This window comes from Thermomonospora cellulosilytica, assembly GCF_014138835.1.
Classification (GTDB): domain Bacteria; phylum Actinomycetota; class Actinomycetes; order Streptosporangiales; family Streptosporangiaceae; genus Thermomonospora; species Thermomonospora amylolytica.
In genome coordinates, this window is the sequence record NZ_JACJII010000001.1 from 3,996,858 (window position 1) to 4,014,076 (window position 17,219).

The 17,219-nt window shown below is 75.1% G+C and carries 17 protein-coding genes; 8 read left to right on the forward strand and 9 right to left on the reverse strand.

Annotated elements, in window-relative coordinates; genetic code table 11:
* Positions 1-90: 90 nt before the first annotated feature.
* Positions 91-705, forward strand: coding sequence for a TetR/AcrR family transcriptional regulator C-terminal domain-containing protein (locus HNR21_RS18805; protein WP_119730946.1), 615 nt, complete (start codon positions 91-93; stop codon positions 703-705).
* Here the strand turns inward: HNR21_RS18805 and HNR21_RS18810 are convergent.
* From HNR21_RS18810 to HNR21_RS18830, 5 genes are all read right to left on the reverse strand, one after another.
* Positions 659-1,285: a peroxiredoxin-like family protein gene (locus HNR21_RS18810; RefSeq protein ID WP_246442243.1), complete on the reverse strand. Its 627-nt coding sequence runs from the start codon at positions 1,283-1,285 to the stop codon at positions 659-661. The genes HNR21_RS18805 and HNR21_RS18810 overlap by 47 nt on opposite strands.
* A 79-nt stretch (positions 1,286-1,364) precedes the next feature.
* Positions 1,365-2,417, reverse strand: coding sequence for a threonine aldolase family protein (locus HNR21_RS18815; protein WP_182706222.1), 1,053 nt, complete (start codon positions 2,415-2,417; stop codon positions 1,365-1,367).
* Positions 2,398-3,075 (reverse strand): SDR family NAD(P)-dependent oxidoreductase, encoded by a 678-nt coding sequence (locus tag HNR21_RS18820; RefSeq protein WP_312881099.1) that lies wholly within the window; start codon positions 3,073-3,075, stop codon positions 2,398-2,400. Before HNR21_RS18820 ends, HNR21_RS18815 begins: the two co-directional genes overlap by 20 nt.
* Positions 3,072-5,162 (reverse strand): DUF6421 family protein, encoded by a 2,091-nt coding sequence (locus HNR21_RS18825; protein ID WP_182706223.1) that lies wholly within the window; start codon positions 5,160-5,162, stop codon positions 3,072-3,074. Before HNR21_RS18825 ends, HNR21_RS18820 begins: the two co-directional genes overlap by 4 nt.
* Positions 5,163-5,246: 84 nt before the next feature.
* Positions 5,247-5,807 (reverse strand): hypothetical protein, encoded by a 561-nt coding sequence (locus HNR21_RS18830; RefSeq protein WP_182706224.1) that lies wholly within the window; start codon positions 5,805-5,807, stop codon positions 5,247-5,249.
* Between the two features lie 680 nt (positions 5,808-6,487).
* Here HNR21_RS18830 and HNR21_RS18835 point away from each other — a divergent pair.
* Complete coding sequence (locus tag HNR21_RS18835) at positions 6,488-8,011, forward strand: GAF domain-containing protein (RefSeq protein WP_182706225.1); 1,524 nt, start codon at positions 6,488-6,490, stop codon at positions 8,009-8,011.
* 10 nt (positions 8,012-8,021) lie between these two features.
* Here HNR21_RS18835 and HNR21_RS18840 read toward each other — a convergent pair whose 3' ends face one another.
* A complete protein-coding gene (locus HNR21_RS18840; protein ID WP_182706226.1) occupies positions 8,022-8,759 on the reverse strand; it encodes a histidine phosphatase family protein in 738 nt (245 codons plus the stop codon).
* A gap of 111 nt (positions 8,760-8,870) precedes the next feature.
* On the opposite strand from HNR21_RS18840, the gene HNR21_RS18845 reads away from it, so the two are divergent.
* Complete coding sequence (locus HNR21_RS18845; RefSeq protein WP_119730938.1) at positions 8,871-9,236, forward strand: hypothetical protein; 366 nt, start codon at positions 8,871-8,873, stop codon at positions 9,234-9,236.
* Positions 9,229-9,675, forward strand: coding sequence for a hypothetical protein (locus HNR21_RS18850; protein WP_312881100.1), 447 nt, complete (start codon positions 9,229-9,231; stop codon positions 9,673-9,675). Before HNR21_RS18845 ends, HNR21_RS18850 begins: the two co-directional genes overlap by 8 nt.
* Positions 9,676-9,763: 88 nt before the next feature.
* Here the strand turns inward: HNR21_RS18850 and HNR21_RS18855 are convergent, their stop codons facing one another.
* Complete coding sequence (locus HNR21_RS18855; protein WP_182706227.1) at positions 9,764-10,528, reverse strand: nuclease-related domain-containing protein; 765 nt, start codon at positions 10,526-10,528, stop codon at positions 9,764-9,766.
* A gap of 294 nt (positions 10,529-10,822) precedes the next feature.
* Between HNR21_RS18855 and hrpB the strand changes: the two genes are divergently transcribed.
* Positions 10,823-13,321 carry an ATP-dependent helicase HrpB gene (hrpB, locus tag HNR21_RS18860; protein ID WP_182706228.1) on the forward strand — a complete coding sequence of 833 codons (2,499 nt, stop codon included), beginning with the start codon at positions 10,823-10,825 and terminating at the stop codon, positions 13,319-13,321.
* A gap of 12 nt (positions 13,322-13,333) precedes the next feature.
* On the opposite strand, the gene HNR21_RS18865 is transcribed toward hrpB, so the two are convergent.
* Both HNR21_RS18865 and HNR21_RS18870 read right to left on the reverse strand, forming a co-directional pair.
* Positions 13,334-13,762 carry a PPOX class F420-dependent oxidoreductase gene (locus HNR21_RS18865; RefSeq protein ID WP_119730934.1) on the reverse strand — a complete coding sequence of 143 codons (429 nt, stop codon included), beginning with the start codon at positions 13,760-13,762 and terminating at the stop codon, positions 13,334-13,336.
* Positions 13,763-13,885: 123 nt separating this feature from the next.
* Positions 13,886-14,560: a hypothetical protein gene (locus HNR21_RS18870; protein WP_233358764.1), complete on the reverse strand. Its 675-nt coding sequence runs from the start codon at positions 14,558-14,560 to the stop codon at positions 13,886-13,888.
* Positions 14,561-15,068: 508 nt separating this feature from the next.
* Here HNR21_RS18870 and HNR21_RS18875 point away from each other — a divergent pair.
* From HNR21_RS18875 to HNR21_RS18885, 3 genes are all read left to right on the forward strand, one after another.
* The gene (locus tag HNR21_RS18875; protein ID WP_182706229.1) at positions 15,069-15,695 is read left to right on the forward strand and encodes a sigma-70 family RNA polymerase sigma factor; all 627 of its coding nucleotides are present in this window, start codon (positions 15,069-15,071) and stop codon (positions 15,693-15,695) included.
* A complete protein-coding gene (locus tag HNR21_RS35395; protein WP_182706230.1) occupies positions 15,692-16,414 on the forward strand; it encodes a zf-HC2 domain-containing protein in 723 nt (240 codons plus the stop codon). Before HNR21_RS18875 ends, HNR21_RS35395 begins: the two co-directional genes overlap by 4 nt.
* Before the next feature lie 64 nt (positions 16,415-16,478).
* On the forward strand, positions 16,479-17,204 hold the full coding sequence (locus tag HNR21_RS18885; protein ID WP_182706231.1) for a hypothetical protein: 726 nt from the start codon (positions 16,479-16,481) through the stop codon (positions 17,202-17,204).
* The last annotated feature ends 15 nt before the right edge of the window (positions 17,205-17,219 follow it).

The following is a 17,219-nucleotide window of genomic DNA, read 5'->3' on the forward strand; positions in this document are numbered from 1 at the left end:
CCTCCTCGCTCACGGCCACGCGGGCGTGTCTCCGGCCCGTGCGCCCCGGCGGGCCCTTGACGCGTGGCCGGCCCGCTAGGCTCACGGGCCATGCCACGTCCACGGTCGCTCACCGAGGCCCAGATCGCCGCGGCGGCCCTGGCCGTCATCGACCGGGACGGACTGGGCGGCCTGACGATGCGGGCGGTCGCCAAGGAGATCGGCGTCAGCACGATGGCGCTGTACCGCTACGTCGAGGACCGGGAGCATCTGGAGAGCCTGGTCGTGGACCACATGCTGGCGGCGGTGGACGTCACGCCGCCCGCCGCGCCGACATGGCGGGAGCGCGCCATGGCGCTGTGCGAGCGGGCCCGCGCGGCGATCGACGCGCATCCGGCGGCGGTGCCGCTGACCCTGGTGCACCGGCACACCGCCCCGAACGCGATGCGGTTCGCCGAGGCGCTGCTGGGGGTGCTGGCCGAGGCCGGGTTCACCGGCGAGCGGCGGGCCATCGCCCTGCGCGCCCTGCTCGGCCAGTTGTTCGGGTCGCTGGCGCTGATGCGGCTCGGCCCGCTGGGCGGCCCCGGCACCGCCGCGCTGGCGGCGCTGCCGGACGAGGAGTTCCCCCTGCTGGCCGACACCGCCCGGCACGCCCGGCCGATCACGCCCGACGAGGAGTTCAGGCGGGGTCTGGAGCTGGTGCTGCGGGGGATGTCCCCGGGCTGACGGCGGCCCGCGCCAGCCGCAGGATCTCCTCCACCGGCCACTGGTCGTAGACGTGCTCGCCGTACTTGGCGGCCAGCACCCGCCCGTCCCGGTCGATCAGGAAGTCGGCGGGCAGCCCGAGCCGCCCGCCCTCCGGCCGCAACGAGGGAGTCCGGTCGCGCCGCAGCAGCGCCGCCGCCACCGCCCGCACGATGTGCCGCCAGGCGCGCGGATGCAGCAGCGACCGCTTCGAGACCTCCACGCCGAACTCGGCGTACAGCCGCTTGCCCGGATCGGCGATCACCGCGAACGGCAGATCGGCGACATGGGGGCGCAGCTCCTCGGCGGAGGAGTGGAACACCACCACCTCGCGCACCCCCGCCGCGGTGATCTCCGCGTGCCGCCGCACGATCGAGCGCAGGTGCAGGTTGCAGACCGGGCAGCCGGCGAACCGGCGGAACTGCAGGTGGACCAGGCCGCCCGGATCGGGGACGGGGACCCGCTCGCCGCCGACGGCGACGAGCTCACGGGCCGCCACGACGGTGCCGGGCGCGATCCGGCGGGACGGGGGACGGGCGGGCATGACGGGCATGGCGGACATGGCGGCCTCCCAAGGTAGGTGTGCGTTGTACGCCTACAATGAGCGTACCTCGTACACCTACGATCGGGAGGCCCGGAACTCAGCCGGTCATCTCCTCGGCCAGGGCGGCGGCGAAGGCGTCCACGTCCTCCTCGGTGGTGTCGAACGAGCACATCCAGCGGACCTCGCCGGTGTGCTCGTCCCAGGTGTAGAAGCGGAACCGCTTGCGCAGCCGGTCGGCCACGTCGCGGGGGATGACCGCGAACACCGCGTTCGCCTCGACCGGCCGGGTGATCCGCACGCCGGGCACCTTCCCCACGGCCTCGGCCAGGCGGCGCGCCATCGCGTTGGAGTGGGAGGCGTTGCGCAGCCACAGATCGCCCTCCAGCAGGGCCAGGAACTGCGCCGACACGAACCGCATCTTCGAGGCCAGCTGCATCGAGGACTTGCGCAGGAACACCGGCCCGTGCGCCGCCCGCGGGTTCAGCACCACGATCGCCTCGCCCAGCAGCAGGCCGTTCTTGGTGCCCCCGAACGACAGCACGTCCACGCCCGCGTCCGTGGTGAACGCCCGCAGCGGCAGGCCCAGCGCGGCGGCGGCGTTGGCCAGCCGCGCCCCGTCCATGTGCACGAGCATCCCCCGGTCGTGGGCGTGCGCGCAGACCGCCGCGACCTCCTCGGCCGTGTAGACCGTGCCCAGCTCCGTCGACTGGGTGATGGACACGATCCGGGGCTGCGCCCGGTGCTCGTCGCCCCAGCCCCACGCCTCCCGGTCGATCAGCTCGGGGGTGAGCTTGGCGTCCTCGGTCGGCACCGGCAGCAGCTTCAGCCCCGCCACGTGCTCGGGGGCGCCGCACTCGTCGGTGTTGATGTGCGCCTGTGCCGCGCAGATCACCGCCGACCAGCGGTCGGCCATCGCCTGCAGGCCCACCACGTTCGCGCCGGTGCCGTTGAACACCGGATACACCTCGGCCTGCTCGCCGAAGTGGCGGCGGATCACCTCCCGCAGCCGGGCGGTGTAGACGTCGTCGCCGTAGGCCGTCTGGTGGCCCTCGTTGGCGACGGTCAGCGCGGTGAGGACTTCCGGATGGACGCCGGCGTAGTTGTCGCTGGCGAAGCCGCGTTCGGCGGGGTCATGCAACCGTGAGATCAAGCCTTTTCCCGTTCAGCTCGGCGGCGGGCCTGTCCCACAGGCCCGCGATGACATCGGCCAGCTCGTCGACGTGCGTGAAGCCGGTGAACGCCTTGTCCGGGCTCCGCTCGCGCATCTCGTCGGTGAGCAGCGCCTTGACCACCAGGATGGTGGACGCCGCGTCCGTGCCGGTCAGCGAGTCGGCCATCGCCAGCATCCACGCCTCGGCGGCGGCCTTGGCGGCGGCGTACGCGGCGTTGCCCTGGGCGGGCCGCCGGGCGGCGGGCTGCGACACGATCACCGCCCGGCCGTGCGGCGAGCGCGCCAGGTCCCGGCAGAACGCCAGCGTGCTGTGCTGCAGCGTGCGGATCAGCAGGTCGTGCAGGAACGCCCAGTCGGCCAGGTCGGTGTCGGCGAACGTCTTGCCGCCCCGCCAGCCGCCCACCAGGTGCACCAGCCCGTCCACCCCGCCGTGCTCGCCGACCACCCGGCGGGCGAACGCCCGGGTGCCCTCGGCGTCCAGCAGGTCCACCACCGCGGGTTCCACCCCCGGCAGGTCCCAGACCACCGCCCGCACGTCGGCGGCGATCACCCGGGCCCCCGCCTCGGCCAGCCGCCGCACGGTCGCCCGCCCGGCCGGCCCGGCCGCCCCCGCGACCACGATCACCTTGTCGTTCACCCGCGGATCCCCCTCGTCGATGCGATCACGTCGCCGAGCTTCTTGCGGAGCGCCTCGTAGAACATGCTCAGCGGGAACTCGTCCGGCAGCACGGCGTCCGTCCACGCCTTCGGCGGCGCGTCCACCGGCAGGGCGTCCACCCCCTTGGCCCACACCGAGGCCGGATGCGGCTCCACGTACCGTGATACCAGGTCGTGGGCGGCCAGCCAGTGGGCGAGGCGGGGCCGGTCGATGCCGTCCCGGTACAGCTTGTCGATCTCCTCGGCCAGGTCGGTCACCGCGCCGTCCACCCGCGGCCAGTCGATGCTCAGCCGGTTGTCCCGCCACCGCAGCACGTCGTTCTTGTGCAGGTAGGAGAACAGCAGCTGGCCGCCCAGCCCGTCGTAGTTGCGCACCCGCCGCCCGGTGATCGGGAACCGGAACAGCCGGTCGAACAGGATCGCGTACCGCACCAGCGGCGCGTGCGGGACGGCGTCCAGCGCCAGCGTCTCCCGGTAGGCGGTCAGGTCGCAGCGCAGCTCCTCCAGCGCGTACAGCCAGTACGGCATCCGCTGCTTGATCATGAACGGGTCGAACGGCAGGTCGCCGTGGCTGTGCGTGCGGTCGTGGATCAGGTCCCACAGCACGAAGGCGTCGCGGGCCAGGTCCTGCCCGGCCACCAGCCGCGCCGCGTCCGGCGGCAGCGACAGCCGCAGCACCTCGGCGGCGGCCCTGCCGACCCGGCGGAACCGCGCCGCCTCCCGGTCGCAGAAGATCGCGCCCCAGGTGAACCGCGGCGGGGTCTCCCGCACCGCGACGGTCTCGGGGAACAGCACCGCCGAGTCGGTGTCGTACCCGGCGGTGAAGTCCACGAAGGCCACCGGCACGAACATCGGGTTGTCGAAACGGGACCGTTCCAGTTCGGCCAGCCAGTCCGGCCACACCACCCGCAGCAGCACCGCCTCCAGGTTGCGGGCGGGGTTGCCGTTCTGGGTGTACATCGGGAACACCACCAGGTGCTCCAGCCCGTCCTGGCGGTTCAGCTGCGGCTGGAAGGCGTTCAGGGAGTCCAGGAAGTCCGGAACGCCCAGCCCGTCCCCGGCCCACCGCCGCAGGTCCGCCCGCACCGCCTCCAGGTAGGCGGCGTCGTGCGGGAACAGCGGGGCCAACTCCCCGACGTGCCCGGCGATCCGCTCCACCAGCCCGGCGGCGGCCTGCCGGTGCTCGGGGGCCACCGATCCGTCGTCGGCCTGCAGCGGGCGCAGCTCCTCCACCGCCGCCTTCAGCGCCGCCCACGCCGGGTGGGCCTCGGCGGGGGAACGGTGCGGCTCGGCGGTGCCGGACGGCTCCCCGGCGGCCCAGGTCACCACGTTCGCCCACAGCACGGCGTGGTCCAGGTCGCCGATCGAGTCGTCGCCGAACAGGTCGGAGTCGGCGAACGCCACCACCCGGCCCCGGCCCGCGCGCACCGCCACCGCCAGCGGGGCGCCCGCGGGATCGGCGGTGGGGGAGGAGCGCAGCAGCACCCGCGCCTCGTCCCCGGTGCCGCCGTCCACGGTGAGGGCGCCGGCCCGGTAGCAGCAGGCGGAACGGACCCCGGCCAGCAGGTCCTCGGGGGCGTCCGGGTCGCGGACCGGCTCGGCGAGCACCCACGACGCCACGCCCCGGTGCGCGGCCGAGGGGTCGACCACCGTCGTGTCGGTCACCCCGACGCCGAACCGGGCGAGCAGGTCCGCCAGGTTGTTGCCGTACTTGCCCTGCTCGCACTCGGCCAGCACGACCAGCCCGCCGCCGCCGCGCACGAAGTCCTCGATCGCGTCGATCTCCGCCGCCGACAGCACCGGCTCGCCGACCCCGGTGGTGCGCTCCCAGCGGTCCTCGGCGGGATGGGCGATCACCAGCACGTCGTGACCGTCCAGCGCGGAACGGTCCAGCGGCCCGGCGGCGTGCGGGACGATCCGGTGGCCGCGGTCGCGCAGCAGCGCGGCGGCCCGCAGATAGCCGCTGTCGGCGGGATGGGCGGGGTTCATCCGGGCGACGACGTCCCCGCGGATGCTCCAGGACTCCCGATGCGCCTCGTCGAACAGCACCCGGGCGAAGCCACGCATGCAGCACCTCCACAACCCGTGATCAGATGCGGAGATCTTACGGGTTAGAGGTGCTATGAACGCAAATTTTGTGGCGTGTCGCCGTTATGGGTGGACTTCGTGACCGTTCCGCCCACCGGCGCCCGGCAGGTCGACCGGGCGTCCGGCGGCCCGCAGCCGGTCCAGGTCCTCGCCGAGCCGGGCCACGTTGGCCTGCAGCTCCCGCCAGATCCCGGTCCGCTGCTCCAGCCGGCCGGTGCGCTCGCGCAGATCGGCCAGCCGCTGCTCGGCGGCGGCCAGCCGGGACTGCTGCCGCTCGGCCTCCTGCCCGGCCCGCAGCATCCGGGTGGCCAGCCGGGTCACGTCCTGCTCGGACTCGTGGATCCGCGCGTCCAGCTGCGGCAGCAGCCGCTCGTTGAGATCGCAGACCAGCGCCCCCACCTGCCGGCGCACCGCCTCCAGCCCGGCGGACTGCTCGGCCAGCGCGCGCTCGAGCCGGTCGGCGCGCTCGCGCTGGGCCGCGGCCTCGGCCCGCAGCCGGTCGATCTCGGCCCGGTGGTGCTGCGCCTGTGCGATCATGTCCTGTCCCTGCTCGACGGCGGACGACAGCAGCCGTTCGATCTCGCCGGCCGCGCGCCGGACCAGAGCAGGCAGGAACGGGGGCATGGGCGCTCCAGGTGTCTCAGGGGTGAACCGCAGTCGGCCGGAGGGTTAATTCCACTCTAGGCGAACGACTGTGAGACGACCGGGATCTTTCGGGCGTTCCGGTCGAGGTCGTGTGACCTCGGCCGCATCCGGCCGGCGGCCTACCGCACGGCCGCCGCGGGAGCCGTGGCCGCCGTGGGGGCCGCGGGGACCGCGGGGGTCCGCGGCGGGACGGACCGCACCGTGTGGGCGCAGCAGCACAGCCCGTGGCGGGTGATCAGCAGGGCCCGGCCGGCGGTGTACTCCGCCGGATTCAGTGCGGGCCGCACACGTTGACAGGTCAGGCACAACACCTTGGCAACTCCCCCTCATGGACGCAGCCGGAAGATGGCCGCGTCCCCGCCGCCACGGGCATCCCCCTCCTGTGGGCCTGACGGCTCCCACACCCCTGGCGGCGGGGCGGCGGCCCGTCCGGTGCGGGCGCCTGGACGCGGCCGTTCCCCCCGATGGCACCCGTACCGTAGGCGGCGCAACGTTGCATGCACGTTGCACAGCCATCGGCACACAGCGTGGCAAAGACGAGGTAGATCGGATTGTCGGAATCGGTTGCGCGGAGTAACCGGTTGACCGATGCTCGGACCGACCACGCCCGATGGGAGGGGAACGCCGCGTCAGGCGGCGTCGTCGGGCGCAGGAGAGGCATGGCCGACGTGGTTTCCATTCCTTCCGTTCCGCACACCTGCCGACATCCGCACGACCCGGCCCGTGACCCGGCGGGGGGCCGGGCCGCCGGAGCCGATCCCGATCCCGAGGCCGGGCCGGACGCGGCCCGGCGCCGGCCGGCCATCCGCGCCTCGTGGCTGCGCTGCCGCCGGGCCGGGGTCGGCACCGAGATCCGGGCGGCGCCCCTGGTGCTCGACACCGGCGTCCTCGCCGAGGCCAGGGCCGCCCACCCGCTGGGCCGGCACCTGCCCATGCTGCGCGGGCTGCTCCGCCGGGTGGCCGACGAGTCCGAGCACCTGATGCTGATCGCCGACGCCGAGGGCCACGCGCTGTGGAGCGAGGCCCCGCCCCGGCTGCGCCGCGCCGCCGACGCGGTGGGGCTGCGCGAGGGGTTCTGCTGGTCGGAGTGCTCGGTGGGCACCAACGGCATCGGCACGGCGCTGGCCACCGGGCGGCCCGAGTACGTCTACGCCGCCGAGCACCTGGCCCGCGTGCTGCACGACTGGTCGTGCGCGGGCGCCCCGGTGCGCGATCCGGACACCGGCGCGGTGGTCGGCTGCATCGACATCAGCGCCACCGCCGACGCGCTGCATCCGGCCGTGGTGGGGTTGGTCGCCACCGCCGCCCGGCTGGCCGAGTCCCGGCTGGAACTGGAGATGCAGGCCCGCGACGAGCGGCTGCGCGAACGCTACCTGCGCCATCTGCGCGGGCTGGAGGGCGGGGCGGCGGCGCTGGTCACCGGCACCGGCCGGGTGCTGGCCGCCGAGTCCGAGGGCTGGCGGGGGATGCGGCTGCCGACCCCGGCCGACGGCGCCCGGGTGGTGCTGCCGGACGGGCGGACCGCGCTGGCCGAGGCCCTCGGCGAGGTGTTCCTGCTGCGGATCCCCGAGCCGGGCGAGCCGGCCGGCGACCGCCCGTCGCTGACCCTGTCGCTGCTGGGGGACCCGCCGCACGCGCTGCTGGACGGCACGCCGCTGCCGCTGTCGCTGCGGCACGCCGAGATCCTCGCCCTGCTGGCGCTCAACCCGCGCGGCCTGTCCGCCGAGCGGCTGTCGGCCCAGATGTACGGGGACGAGGGCAACCCGACGACCGTCCGGGCCGAGATCCACCGGCTGCGCGGCCAGCTCGGCGGGCTGCTGGCGGCCAAGCCGTACCGGCTGGAGTGCGACGTGGAGGCCGACTTCCTCATCGTGCGGCGGCTGCTGGAGGGCGGCCGCCGCGAGGACCTGGCCGAGGCCGCCCGGCTCTACCAGGGCGAGCTGCTGCCCCGTTCGGAGTCGCCCGAGCTGCGCGCCGAACGCGACGAGCTGGCGGTGCGGCTGCGCTGCCGGCTGCTGGACGCCGGGGACCCCGAGGCGCTGTGGATCCACGCGCAGTCCCCGGCCGGGCAGGACGACCTGGAGATCTGGCAGCGGCTGGCCGGGGCGCTGCCGCCCGGCGACCCCCGGCACGCCGCGGTGCGCTCCCGGATCCACCGGGTGCTGTCGGACGACGGGTCCTGACCGCGCCCGGTCAGGAGGGCGCCGCGGTGCGCGCGGGAGCGGCGGTCGGCTCGGCCAGATGGGCGGTGTCGTTGTACTCGGCCGGGCGGAGCCGCCCCTCGCGGCGGATCCAGCGGCTGAACGAGCAGTTGGCCACCGGGTGGGACTCGATCTCCATCACCTGGGGCTCGGTCAGCCGTTCGGCGATGTAGCGGGTCAGCACGACCACCGCGTCGTGCGCCACCACCAGCACCCGCTCGCCGGGGAAGTCCAGGTCGATGTCGTTGTAGGCGGCGCGCAGCCGCAGGATGACGTCGGCCCACGACTCCCCGCCGGGCGGCCGGTAGTAGAACTTGCCGATCCGTTCCCGGCGGTCGGCCTCCTCGGGGTGGCGGACCCGGATGCCGTGCTCGGTCAGCCCGTGCAGCACGCCCTGCTCGCGGTCCCGCAGCCGCTCGTCCACCACCAGCTCGGGCGGGTCGGCCAGGGCCGCCAGCGCGATCTCGGCGGTGTCCAGCGCCCGCAGGTACGGGGAGCAGACCGCGACGGTGGGCCGCTCGGCGGCGGGCAGCGCGGCCAGCCGGCGGCCGAACGCGGCGGCCTGGGCGCGGCCGAGCTCCGACAGCGGGATGTCGGCGTCCCGGTCGGCGATGTCCACCTGCTCGATCTTGGGTCCGGGGGTCTGCCGGGCCGTCTCATGGGCGATGTTCCCGGTGCTCTCGCCGTGCCGGGTCGCGATCAGCGCCTCCAGGTTCCGCACGCGGCCCATGATCCCACACGGCCGTGTCCGGGCCGTGAACCGGGCGTTCCGGGCGGGCGTCCGGGGCGGGGCGCGGGAGCGGGAGAGGGTGCACTACACGCGGTAGTACTCTCGGGGGCCATGACCGACCCTCTGGCAACCGCGATCATCGTCGCCGCCCTGGTGGTCGCCGCGTACGGGCTGCTGGCGGCGGTGCGGGACCGGCCGATGGACCGGCTGCACCTGGCAGGGCTGGCCGTGGTCGAGGTGATGCTGCTGGTCCAGGCGGTGCTGGGAGTGGTGAAACTGGCCGGCGACCAGGGACCGGCCGACGGCGCCACGTTCGCCGGCTACCTGCTGGGCATCCTGCTGATCCCGCCCGCGGGCGCCGCCTGGGGCGTGCTGGAACGCTCCCGCTGGGGACCGGCGGTGATCGTGGTCGCCGGGCTGGCGGTCGCGGTGATGATCGTCCGGATGGGGCAGATCTGGAGCGGCACCGGTGTCTGAGCGGGTGGAGGCCGCCGCCACCGGGACGGGCCCGGGACGGCTGCTGGTCGCGGTGTACGGGGTGTTCGCGCTGGCGGCGGGGGCGCGGGCGGGCGTGCAGATCGCCGCGCGGTTCCACGAGGCGCCGGTGGCCTACCTGCTGTCGGCGCTGGCCGCGGCGGTGTACGTGCTGGCGACGGTGGCGCTGGCGCTGGGCGGGCGGGTGTCCCGGCGGATCGCGGTGGCGGCCTGCTCGGTCGAGCTGGCCGGGGTGCTGCTGATCGGGACCTACTCGCTGGCCGACCCGGCGTCCTTCCCCGACGAGACCGTCTGGTCGGCCTACGGCCGCGGCTACGGGTTCGTCCCGCTGGTGCTGCCGGTGGTCGGGCTGGCCTGGCTGTGGCGCACCGGCCGGTCCGGCCGGGCGGGGGAGAACGGAACGCGGACCTCCGCCTCGTGATCACGGCGGGGGTCGGCTTGCCCGTGATCGAGAACGGAAGTCCGCGGGCTCCGTGGCCGGGGCGCGGGCCCGGCGCGGGAACGGCCGCTCAGGCGTCGGTCATGGTGCGCCCGCCGATCGGCAGGGAGTAGACGGCGGCCCGCCAGATCTCCTCGACCCGCTTGGGGGGCAGCTCGGCGGTGGGGTCGTGCGCGGGCCAGCGCAGCAGCCGCCACGGGGTCCCCACCACGATGCCGTCGGCGACGAACCGGCGGCGGCGCACCTTGCCGCCGTGCACGGCCAGCATCGGGGTCACCGTGACCTCCCCGGCCACCAGCCGGGCGGTGAGCGTCTCGGCCGCCTGCCGTGCCGCCCCGTTCAGCCGCTTGACCAGTTGCGACTGGGTGCGGTCGTCGATGAACAGCCGGCCGCCGTGCTCGGTGATCTCGGTGTCGGGGTGGTAGGCCTGGTTGTCGATCAGCCAGATCCCGGTCGGGCCGACCAGCAGCGTGTCGACGGTGCCGTACCCGGGGACGACGCGCTGGTGCAGCGCCCGGTAGCCGCGGCGTTCCAGGGTCCAGCGCAGGATCCGGGCCATCCGCTCCTCGCCGCGCAGGCCGCGCCGCCACACGCCCGCCGAACGGTACCGCCACCAGTGCACGGCGGCGTCGATCCCACCGGCCAGGGCGCCCGCCAGCACACCGAACAACGGTGAGACGGCGTATCCGCAGACGATGAGCGCAATGCCCGCGATAATGGCCCGCGTGCGCAGCCGGGACTTGCGTTCCCGCAGCCACAGCTCTTCGAACACCGCCTGTGGAGAACCACCGGTGAAGGCGGCCCTGCCCCGCGTGTAGATGGTGCCGCCGATCATCTGTTACCTCCGTCACACCTGCGGTGATGCCGCCTTTACCGGCATACCCCGGCTGCTTTCTTATCCGTATCTTCGGTAATGCAAGTGAGCCGGAAAAGCAAGTGCGGCCGGAAGAGTTCGCGTCCCGGCGCGGCCGGTCGCGGATTTTCTCCCGCGCCCCGGGCGGATCCGCGTGAGAACGTTCCACGTGCCCTTGTGAAACTGCATTCGAAATAGGCTGTGCAACTTTCAGTGCAACATTTTCCAAAGGTCTCCGGTACGGGCCGGCGCCCGGTCCCCGGCACACTGGGGGACATGCCCGCAGACCGCACCGACCTGCCCGTACGCCCGGCGATCCCCGCGCTGCACGCGGCGCTGGCGCGGGCCGGGGCGGCGGTGCTGGCCGCCCCGCCCGGCACCGGCAAGACCACCCTCGTCCCGCTCGCCCTGGCCGGGGCGCTGCCGGACGTGCCGGGCGGACCGGACGGGCCGCGCCGCGTCCTGGTCGTCGAGCCGCGCCGCCCGGCGGTGCGGGCGGCGGCCCGCCGGATGGCCTGGCTGCTGGGCGAACGGGTCGGGGAACAGGTCGGCTTCGCGGTCCGCGGCGAGCACCGGCCCGGCTCGCTGGTCGAGGTGGTCACCACCGGCGTGCTGCTGCGCCGCCTGCAGGACGACCCCGAACTGGCCGGCGTCGACGCGGTGCTGCTGGACGAGTGCCACGAACGCCACCTGGACGCCGACACCGCGCTGGCGTTCCTGCTGGACGTGCGGGCCGCGCTGCGCCCCGACCTGCGCCTGGTCGCCGCCTCCGCCACCGCCGACACCCGGCCCTGGGCCGAACTGCTGGACGGGCCGGTGGTGGAGTCGGCCGCCGAGATGCACCCCGTCGAGATCGTGTGGGCGCCGCCGGCGCGGCCGATCCCGCCCCCGCACGGGATGCGCGTCGACCCGGCGTTCCTGGAGCACGTCGCCGCCACCGTCCGCCGCGCGCTGGCCGAACGCGACGGCGACGTGCTGTGCTTCCTGCCCGGGGTCGGGGAGATCGCCCGCGTCGCGGCGATGCTCGCCGACATCGGCCCGGTCGCCGACCTGCTGGAGGTCCACGGCCGCGCCGCGCCCGCCGTGCAGGACGCGGTGCTGTCCCCCGGCGCGCGGCGGCGGGTGGTGCTGGCGACCGCCGTCGCCGAGTCCAGCCTCACCGTGCCCGGCGTCCGCGTCGTGGTGGACTCCGGCCTGGCCCGCGAACCCCGCACCGACCACGCCCGCGGGCTCGGCGCGCTGACCACCGTCCGCGCCTCGCGGGCCGCCGCCGACCAGCGCGCCGGACGGGCCGGACGGCAGGGGCCGGGCACCGTCTACCGCTGCTGGACCGCCGCCGAGCACGAACGGCTCCCCGAACGGCCCCGCCCCGAGATCGAGCTGGCCGACCTCACCGCGTTCGCCCTGCAGGCCGCCTGCTGGGGAGACCCCGACGCCAAGGGCCTGGCGCTGCTGGACGCCCCGCCGCAGGCCGCGCTGCGCGCCGCCCGCGACACCCTGCGGGCCATCGGCGCGGTCGGCCCCGACGGGCGCGCCACCGAACGCGGCCGGCGGATGGCCCGCGTCGGCGTGCACCCCCGGCTGGCCCGCGCCCTCATCGACGGATCCGCCCTGGTGGGGGAGCGGGCCGCCGCCGAGGTGGTGGCGCTGCTGTCCGAGCCGCCGCCCGGCGGCGCGGGCGACGACCTGGCCGCGGTGCTGCGTTCGGTCCGCTCCGGCAGGCGGGACCCCGCACACGCCGACCGCTGGCGGCGGGAGACCCGGCGGCTGCTGCGCGCCCTGCCGGACCCGCCCGGACGTTCCGGCGAGGTGGACGACGCCGCCGTGGGCACGGTGGTCGCGCTCGCGTTCCCGGAACGGGTGGCCAGGGCCCGGGGCGGCCGCCGGTACCTGATGGCCTCCGGGACCGGCGCCGAACTCGCCGAAGGGTCGGCCCTCGCGCCGTCCGCGCCGCGCTGGCTGGCGATCGCCGTCGCCGACCGCCCCGCCGGATCCCCGTCCGCCCGGATCCGGCAGGCCGTCCCGATCGACGAGGAGGTCGCCCGGCTCGCCGCCGCACCGCTGCTGGCCGAGACCGAGGAGGTGCGGTGGCGGGACGGCGACGTGGTCGCCCGCCGCGTCGAACGGCTCGGCGCGGTCGAGCTCGCCTCCGCCCCGCTCGCCGACCCCGACCCGGACCTGGTGACCGGGGCGCTGCGCGAGGGCCTGCGCCGGGCGGGCCTGTCCCTGCTGACCTGGACGCCGGAGGCGTCGGCGCTGCGCGACCGGCTGGCGTTCTGCCGTCGCGCGCTCGGCGACCCCTGGCCCGACGTGTCCGACGACGCGCTGCTGGAGGCGGTGATCGACGGCTGGTCGGACGGGCTGCGCGGCCGCGCCGACCTGGCCCGGCTCGACGTGACGGAGGTGCTGCGGGGCCTGCTGCCGTGGGAGTGCGCCGCCCGGCTGGACGAGGTCGCGCCCGAACGGATCACGGTGCCGTCCGGCTCCCGGATCCGCGTCGACTACCGCGGCGAGCAGCCGGTCCTCGCGGTCAAGCTGCAGGAGACGTTCGGCTGGCAGGCCGCGCCGCGGCTGGCCGCCGGCCGGGTGCCGCTGGTGCTGCACCTGCTGTCCCCGGCCGGGCGGCCCGCCGCCGTCACCGCCGACCTCGCGTCGTTCTGGCGGGACGGCTACCGCGCCGTACGGGCCGAGCTGCGCGGGCGCTACCCCCGCCACCCGTGGCCGGAGGACCCGCTCACCGCCCGGCCCACCCGGCGCGCCAACCCCCGGCGCTGACCCCGCGCGGGATCAGGCCCGCGGCGGCTGGCCGTACAGGCGCTCCACGTTCAGGCGGACCACCTGGCGGCGGTCGGCCACCATCGCGCGGCGGTAGTCGTCCCAGTCGGGATGCTCGCCCCGGATCGCGCGGTAGACGTCGATCAGCTCCTCCACCGCCTCGTCGTGGAGGTCGGCGGCGACGGGGGACAGGTCGGCGGTGCCCTCGGCCACGACCCACGACCAGCCGTCCGCACTGCTGACATGGAGGCTGGCGCGCGGATCGCGGGCCAGGTTCCGCGTCTTGGCCCGGTCGGCGGTGACCGAGATCCGGATCAGCGCACGGCCGGGGTCGTAGTGGTAGTTGACGCTGGACAGCTGGGGACGCCCGTCCCGCTTGAGGGTGGCCAGCACCCCCAGGTCCCGCTCCCGCAGCAACCGCGCCAGCGCGTCATCGGCCATGGACGTCCTCCTCGGGATCGACGGTGTTCCGCGTCCATGGCAACCCGGGCCGGTCCAAGATCCTTCCCGCCGGGCCGCGACCGGTCCCCGGCCGGGGACCGGTCGCGGCGACGGGCCGGCGGTTCAGACCGCCGCGCGCGGCGCGGGGACCGGCACCTTGTGCAGCTCGCCCAGGTCGGCGAAGACCATCGGGTCGCCGACGTGGATGTGGCCGCGGTACGTCGCGTTCTTGGCGGTGATCCGGATGGACTGGAAGTCCCCCGGGACCATCCGGGTGAACCCGGTCCGCACCACGTCCTCGTAGACCTTGTCGGAGACCACGTAGGCCAGGTCCCGGTCCGGGTCGTCGCGCAGCAGCGCGCGCAGCGGCCCGGCGTCCAGCAGCCGCTGGACGACGATCGGCGCCTGGCCGGCCGGCCCGAACGGGCCCGCGGTCAGCGTTCCGTAGTGCACCGCCAGCCGGACCCGCAGCCGGGGACGCCCGGACCGGGACCGGTTCAGCTCGCGCAGCTCCGCCGCCAGCAGCAGCGGGAACTCCCCGACCGCCGCCGCCACCGCGGTCTCCTCCGGCGGCATCGCCAGCTCGCCGTCGCCGCCGACCTGCTTTTCCCAGCGGCGCCTGTCCAGCCCGGCGCCCTCCGCCGCCCGGTCCAGCGCACCGGACAGGTCGCGCTGGACGCGCAGCTGCTCGCGGACGTCGAGCCTGGTGTACCCCTGGATGTCCACCGCCAGGAGAAGCCGGTACACCAGCCGGTCTTCGTGCCCCGCCGGCTCGTGGGGCATGGCCAGGTCGTTCACTGTTCGGCCCCTTCTCGGTCAGGCCGGCGGACGCGGGCGGCCCGCGTCCGCGCCACGGGCGAAGTGGGGGAGGAGGGTTCGGAGTGCTGACGGATCACCATTGCGCGGGCCGGGCACCGTCCTTTCGCTGAGAGCCGTGATGCTCATTGGACGGGGGAGAGGGCCCGGCGGAGCCACCGTAAGGCAAGGGTGTCGAACAAGTCAGGTGGTTTTCGGCGACCAGGCCGCCGCACGTCCCGCTCCCTGCCCTCGCGTCCCGTTCCGGTTCCGGGGATGAACCCCGGCGGCGGCTCCCGCGTACTTCCTGACGCCCAGCTCAGCGCGCCCCGTGACGGCAAGGGGCAGACAACCGACGGCAAGGGTGGTAACAATGGCGGCGGGAACACCGGCGACGGCGACTCCAGTGGGGGTGCCGAGGGGTCCGGACGAGACGGTCCGGGCGAGCGGGCCCGGTCTCGCCTGGACGGCACAGACGACCGTCCCGCCTCGTACAGCCGGAGATGCCCTGATGGCGCACCGATATCCCACCGCCCCCTCCGCCGCCGCGTCGCGCACCGCGCACCCCGAACCCGACCGCACCTCCGGGGGCCGGTGGAGCTGGTTCCGCGGCGCCCGGCCCGGAGCGGTGGTGGACGACCAGGTCATCGTGACCGAGCTGTACCGCGTGTACGGCCGTCCGCTGCTGTCGCTGGTGCTGCGGCTGACCGGCGGCGACCGGCACTGGGCCGAGGACGTGGTGCAGGAGACCATGATCCGCGCCTGGCGCAGCGCCCACCAGCTCGACGCCAACGCCGCCTCGCTGCTGCCCTGGCTGGCCACGGTGGCCCGCCGCATCGTGATCGACGACCAGCGCCGCAAGAACGCCCGCCCCCAGGAGGCGGGCGAGGGACCGCTGGAGAGACTGCACGCCCCGGATGGACTGGAGGACATGCTGCGTTCGGTGGTGGTGTCGGAGGCACTGCGCTCGCTGTCGCCGGCGCACCGGGAGATCCTCAACGAGACCTTCTTCCGCGACCGTTCGGTCAACGAGGCGGCCAAGGCGCTGGGGATCCCGGTGGGCACGGTCAAGTCGCGGGTGTACTACGCGCTGCGGGCGCTGCGCGTCGCCCTGGAGGAAAGAGGGGCGACCCTGTGAGCACCACCCCGCACATCGACGTCGGCGCGTACGCGCTGGGGCTGCTCGAGGAGCCGGACCGGCAGTCGTTCGAGGCCCATCTGGCGACGTGCGTGCGCTGCCACGCCGAGCTGGCCGAGCTGCGCGCCGTCGCCGCCTGCCTGGACGGCATGCCCCTCATCGAGGCGCTGCCGCAGGACCCGGCCACCGACGCCGCGATCGTCACCGACATGGTCCAGCGCCGCGCCGCCCTCACCCGGCGGCGGCGCCGCTCCCGCACCCTGCTGTCCGCCGCCGCTGCCGCCGTCCTCGTGGCGGCCGGAACGGCCCTCGGCGTCGCCGCCGACCCCGATTCCCGGCCGGCCGGCCAGGTGGCCGCGTCCCAGCCGGCCGGGCCCCAGCAGCTCCTGGCGTCCGGGGAACGCCGCACGGCCACCGACCCCGACACCGGGGTCTCCGGCGAGATCGCCTGGGAGGCCAAGGCCTGGGGAGCCCGGGTCGCCCTCCGCCTGGGCCGGGTCCGCGGCCCCCTGGAGTGCCGCCTGGTCGCGGTCACCGCCGACGGCCGGGCCCGCACCGTCACCGGCTGGGCCGTCCCCGCCAAGGGCTACGGCGTCTCGGACCAGCCGGCCCCGCTGACCATCGAGGGCGGTGTGGCCGTACGGCCCGAGCAGATCGACCGCTTCGAGGTCCGCACCGACGACGACCGCACCCTGCTGGTCCTCCCCGTGCACAGCTAAGGGAGCGATCTACAACGTAAAGGCCCCTGCCAGGAGCCGTTCCCGGGCCAACTAGCCTGTACGGGTGCGACCAGAACGCAACGCCCGCAGTTCCACCGCCCCCGGCCTCGCGCTCCCCGCCCTGCGCGAGGTCTACCAGGCGTACGTGAGGGCCGCCGCGGAACTGGAGACCATGCCGGGTCCCCTCCAGGCCGAACTATGGGCCTCCGCCCAGCTCGCCGCCCTCGAGAAGGCCGCCCCCCACGAGGCCGGCCACCGCATGGCCGTGGGCGACCTCATCGCCGAACTGCACCGGGCCCGCACCCCCGCCACCAGGACCTTCCTCCTGGCCATCGCCGCCATGGGTCCCGAGTGGTCCCGCCGAGCCGCCGCCAAGGCCGCCGCCGCCCTCACGAGGACCACCACGCCGTCCTGGACCGACGCCCTGGGCAAGGTCACCCCGGGCCCCGTCTGGCTGCTCCAGGAAGGCCCCCTGGACGGCGACCGCGTCATCTGCGAGTTCCGCTACACCCCGACCGAGGCAGGCGATCAGGCGGGCCCCCACCACGCCCTGGCGGTCCGCCTGACCCCCGACATCGGCATCCCCACCGAGATCATCGTCGTGGGCGACGTCCCCGCCCTGATGGCCGACGCCCGCAAGGCGGTCCAGGCCGAACTCTGCACCGTCCAACCCCTGGCCCGGCAGACCGCCGCCCACAGACTCCGCTCGGCCCTCACCACCGCCCACCCCCTCCCAGAGGACTGCCACCCCCCACTCCCCTTCGCCCGCCACCGCGCCTCCGTCCTCTGACCTCCGCAAACGGGT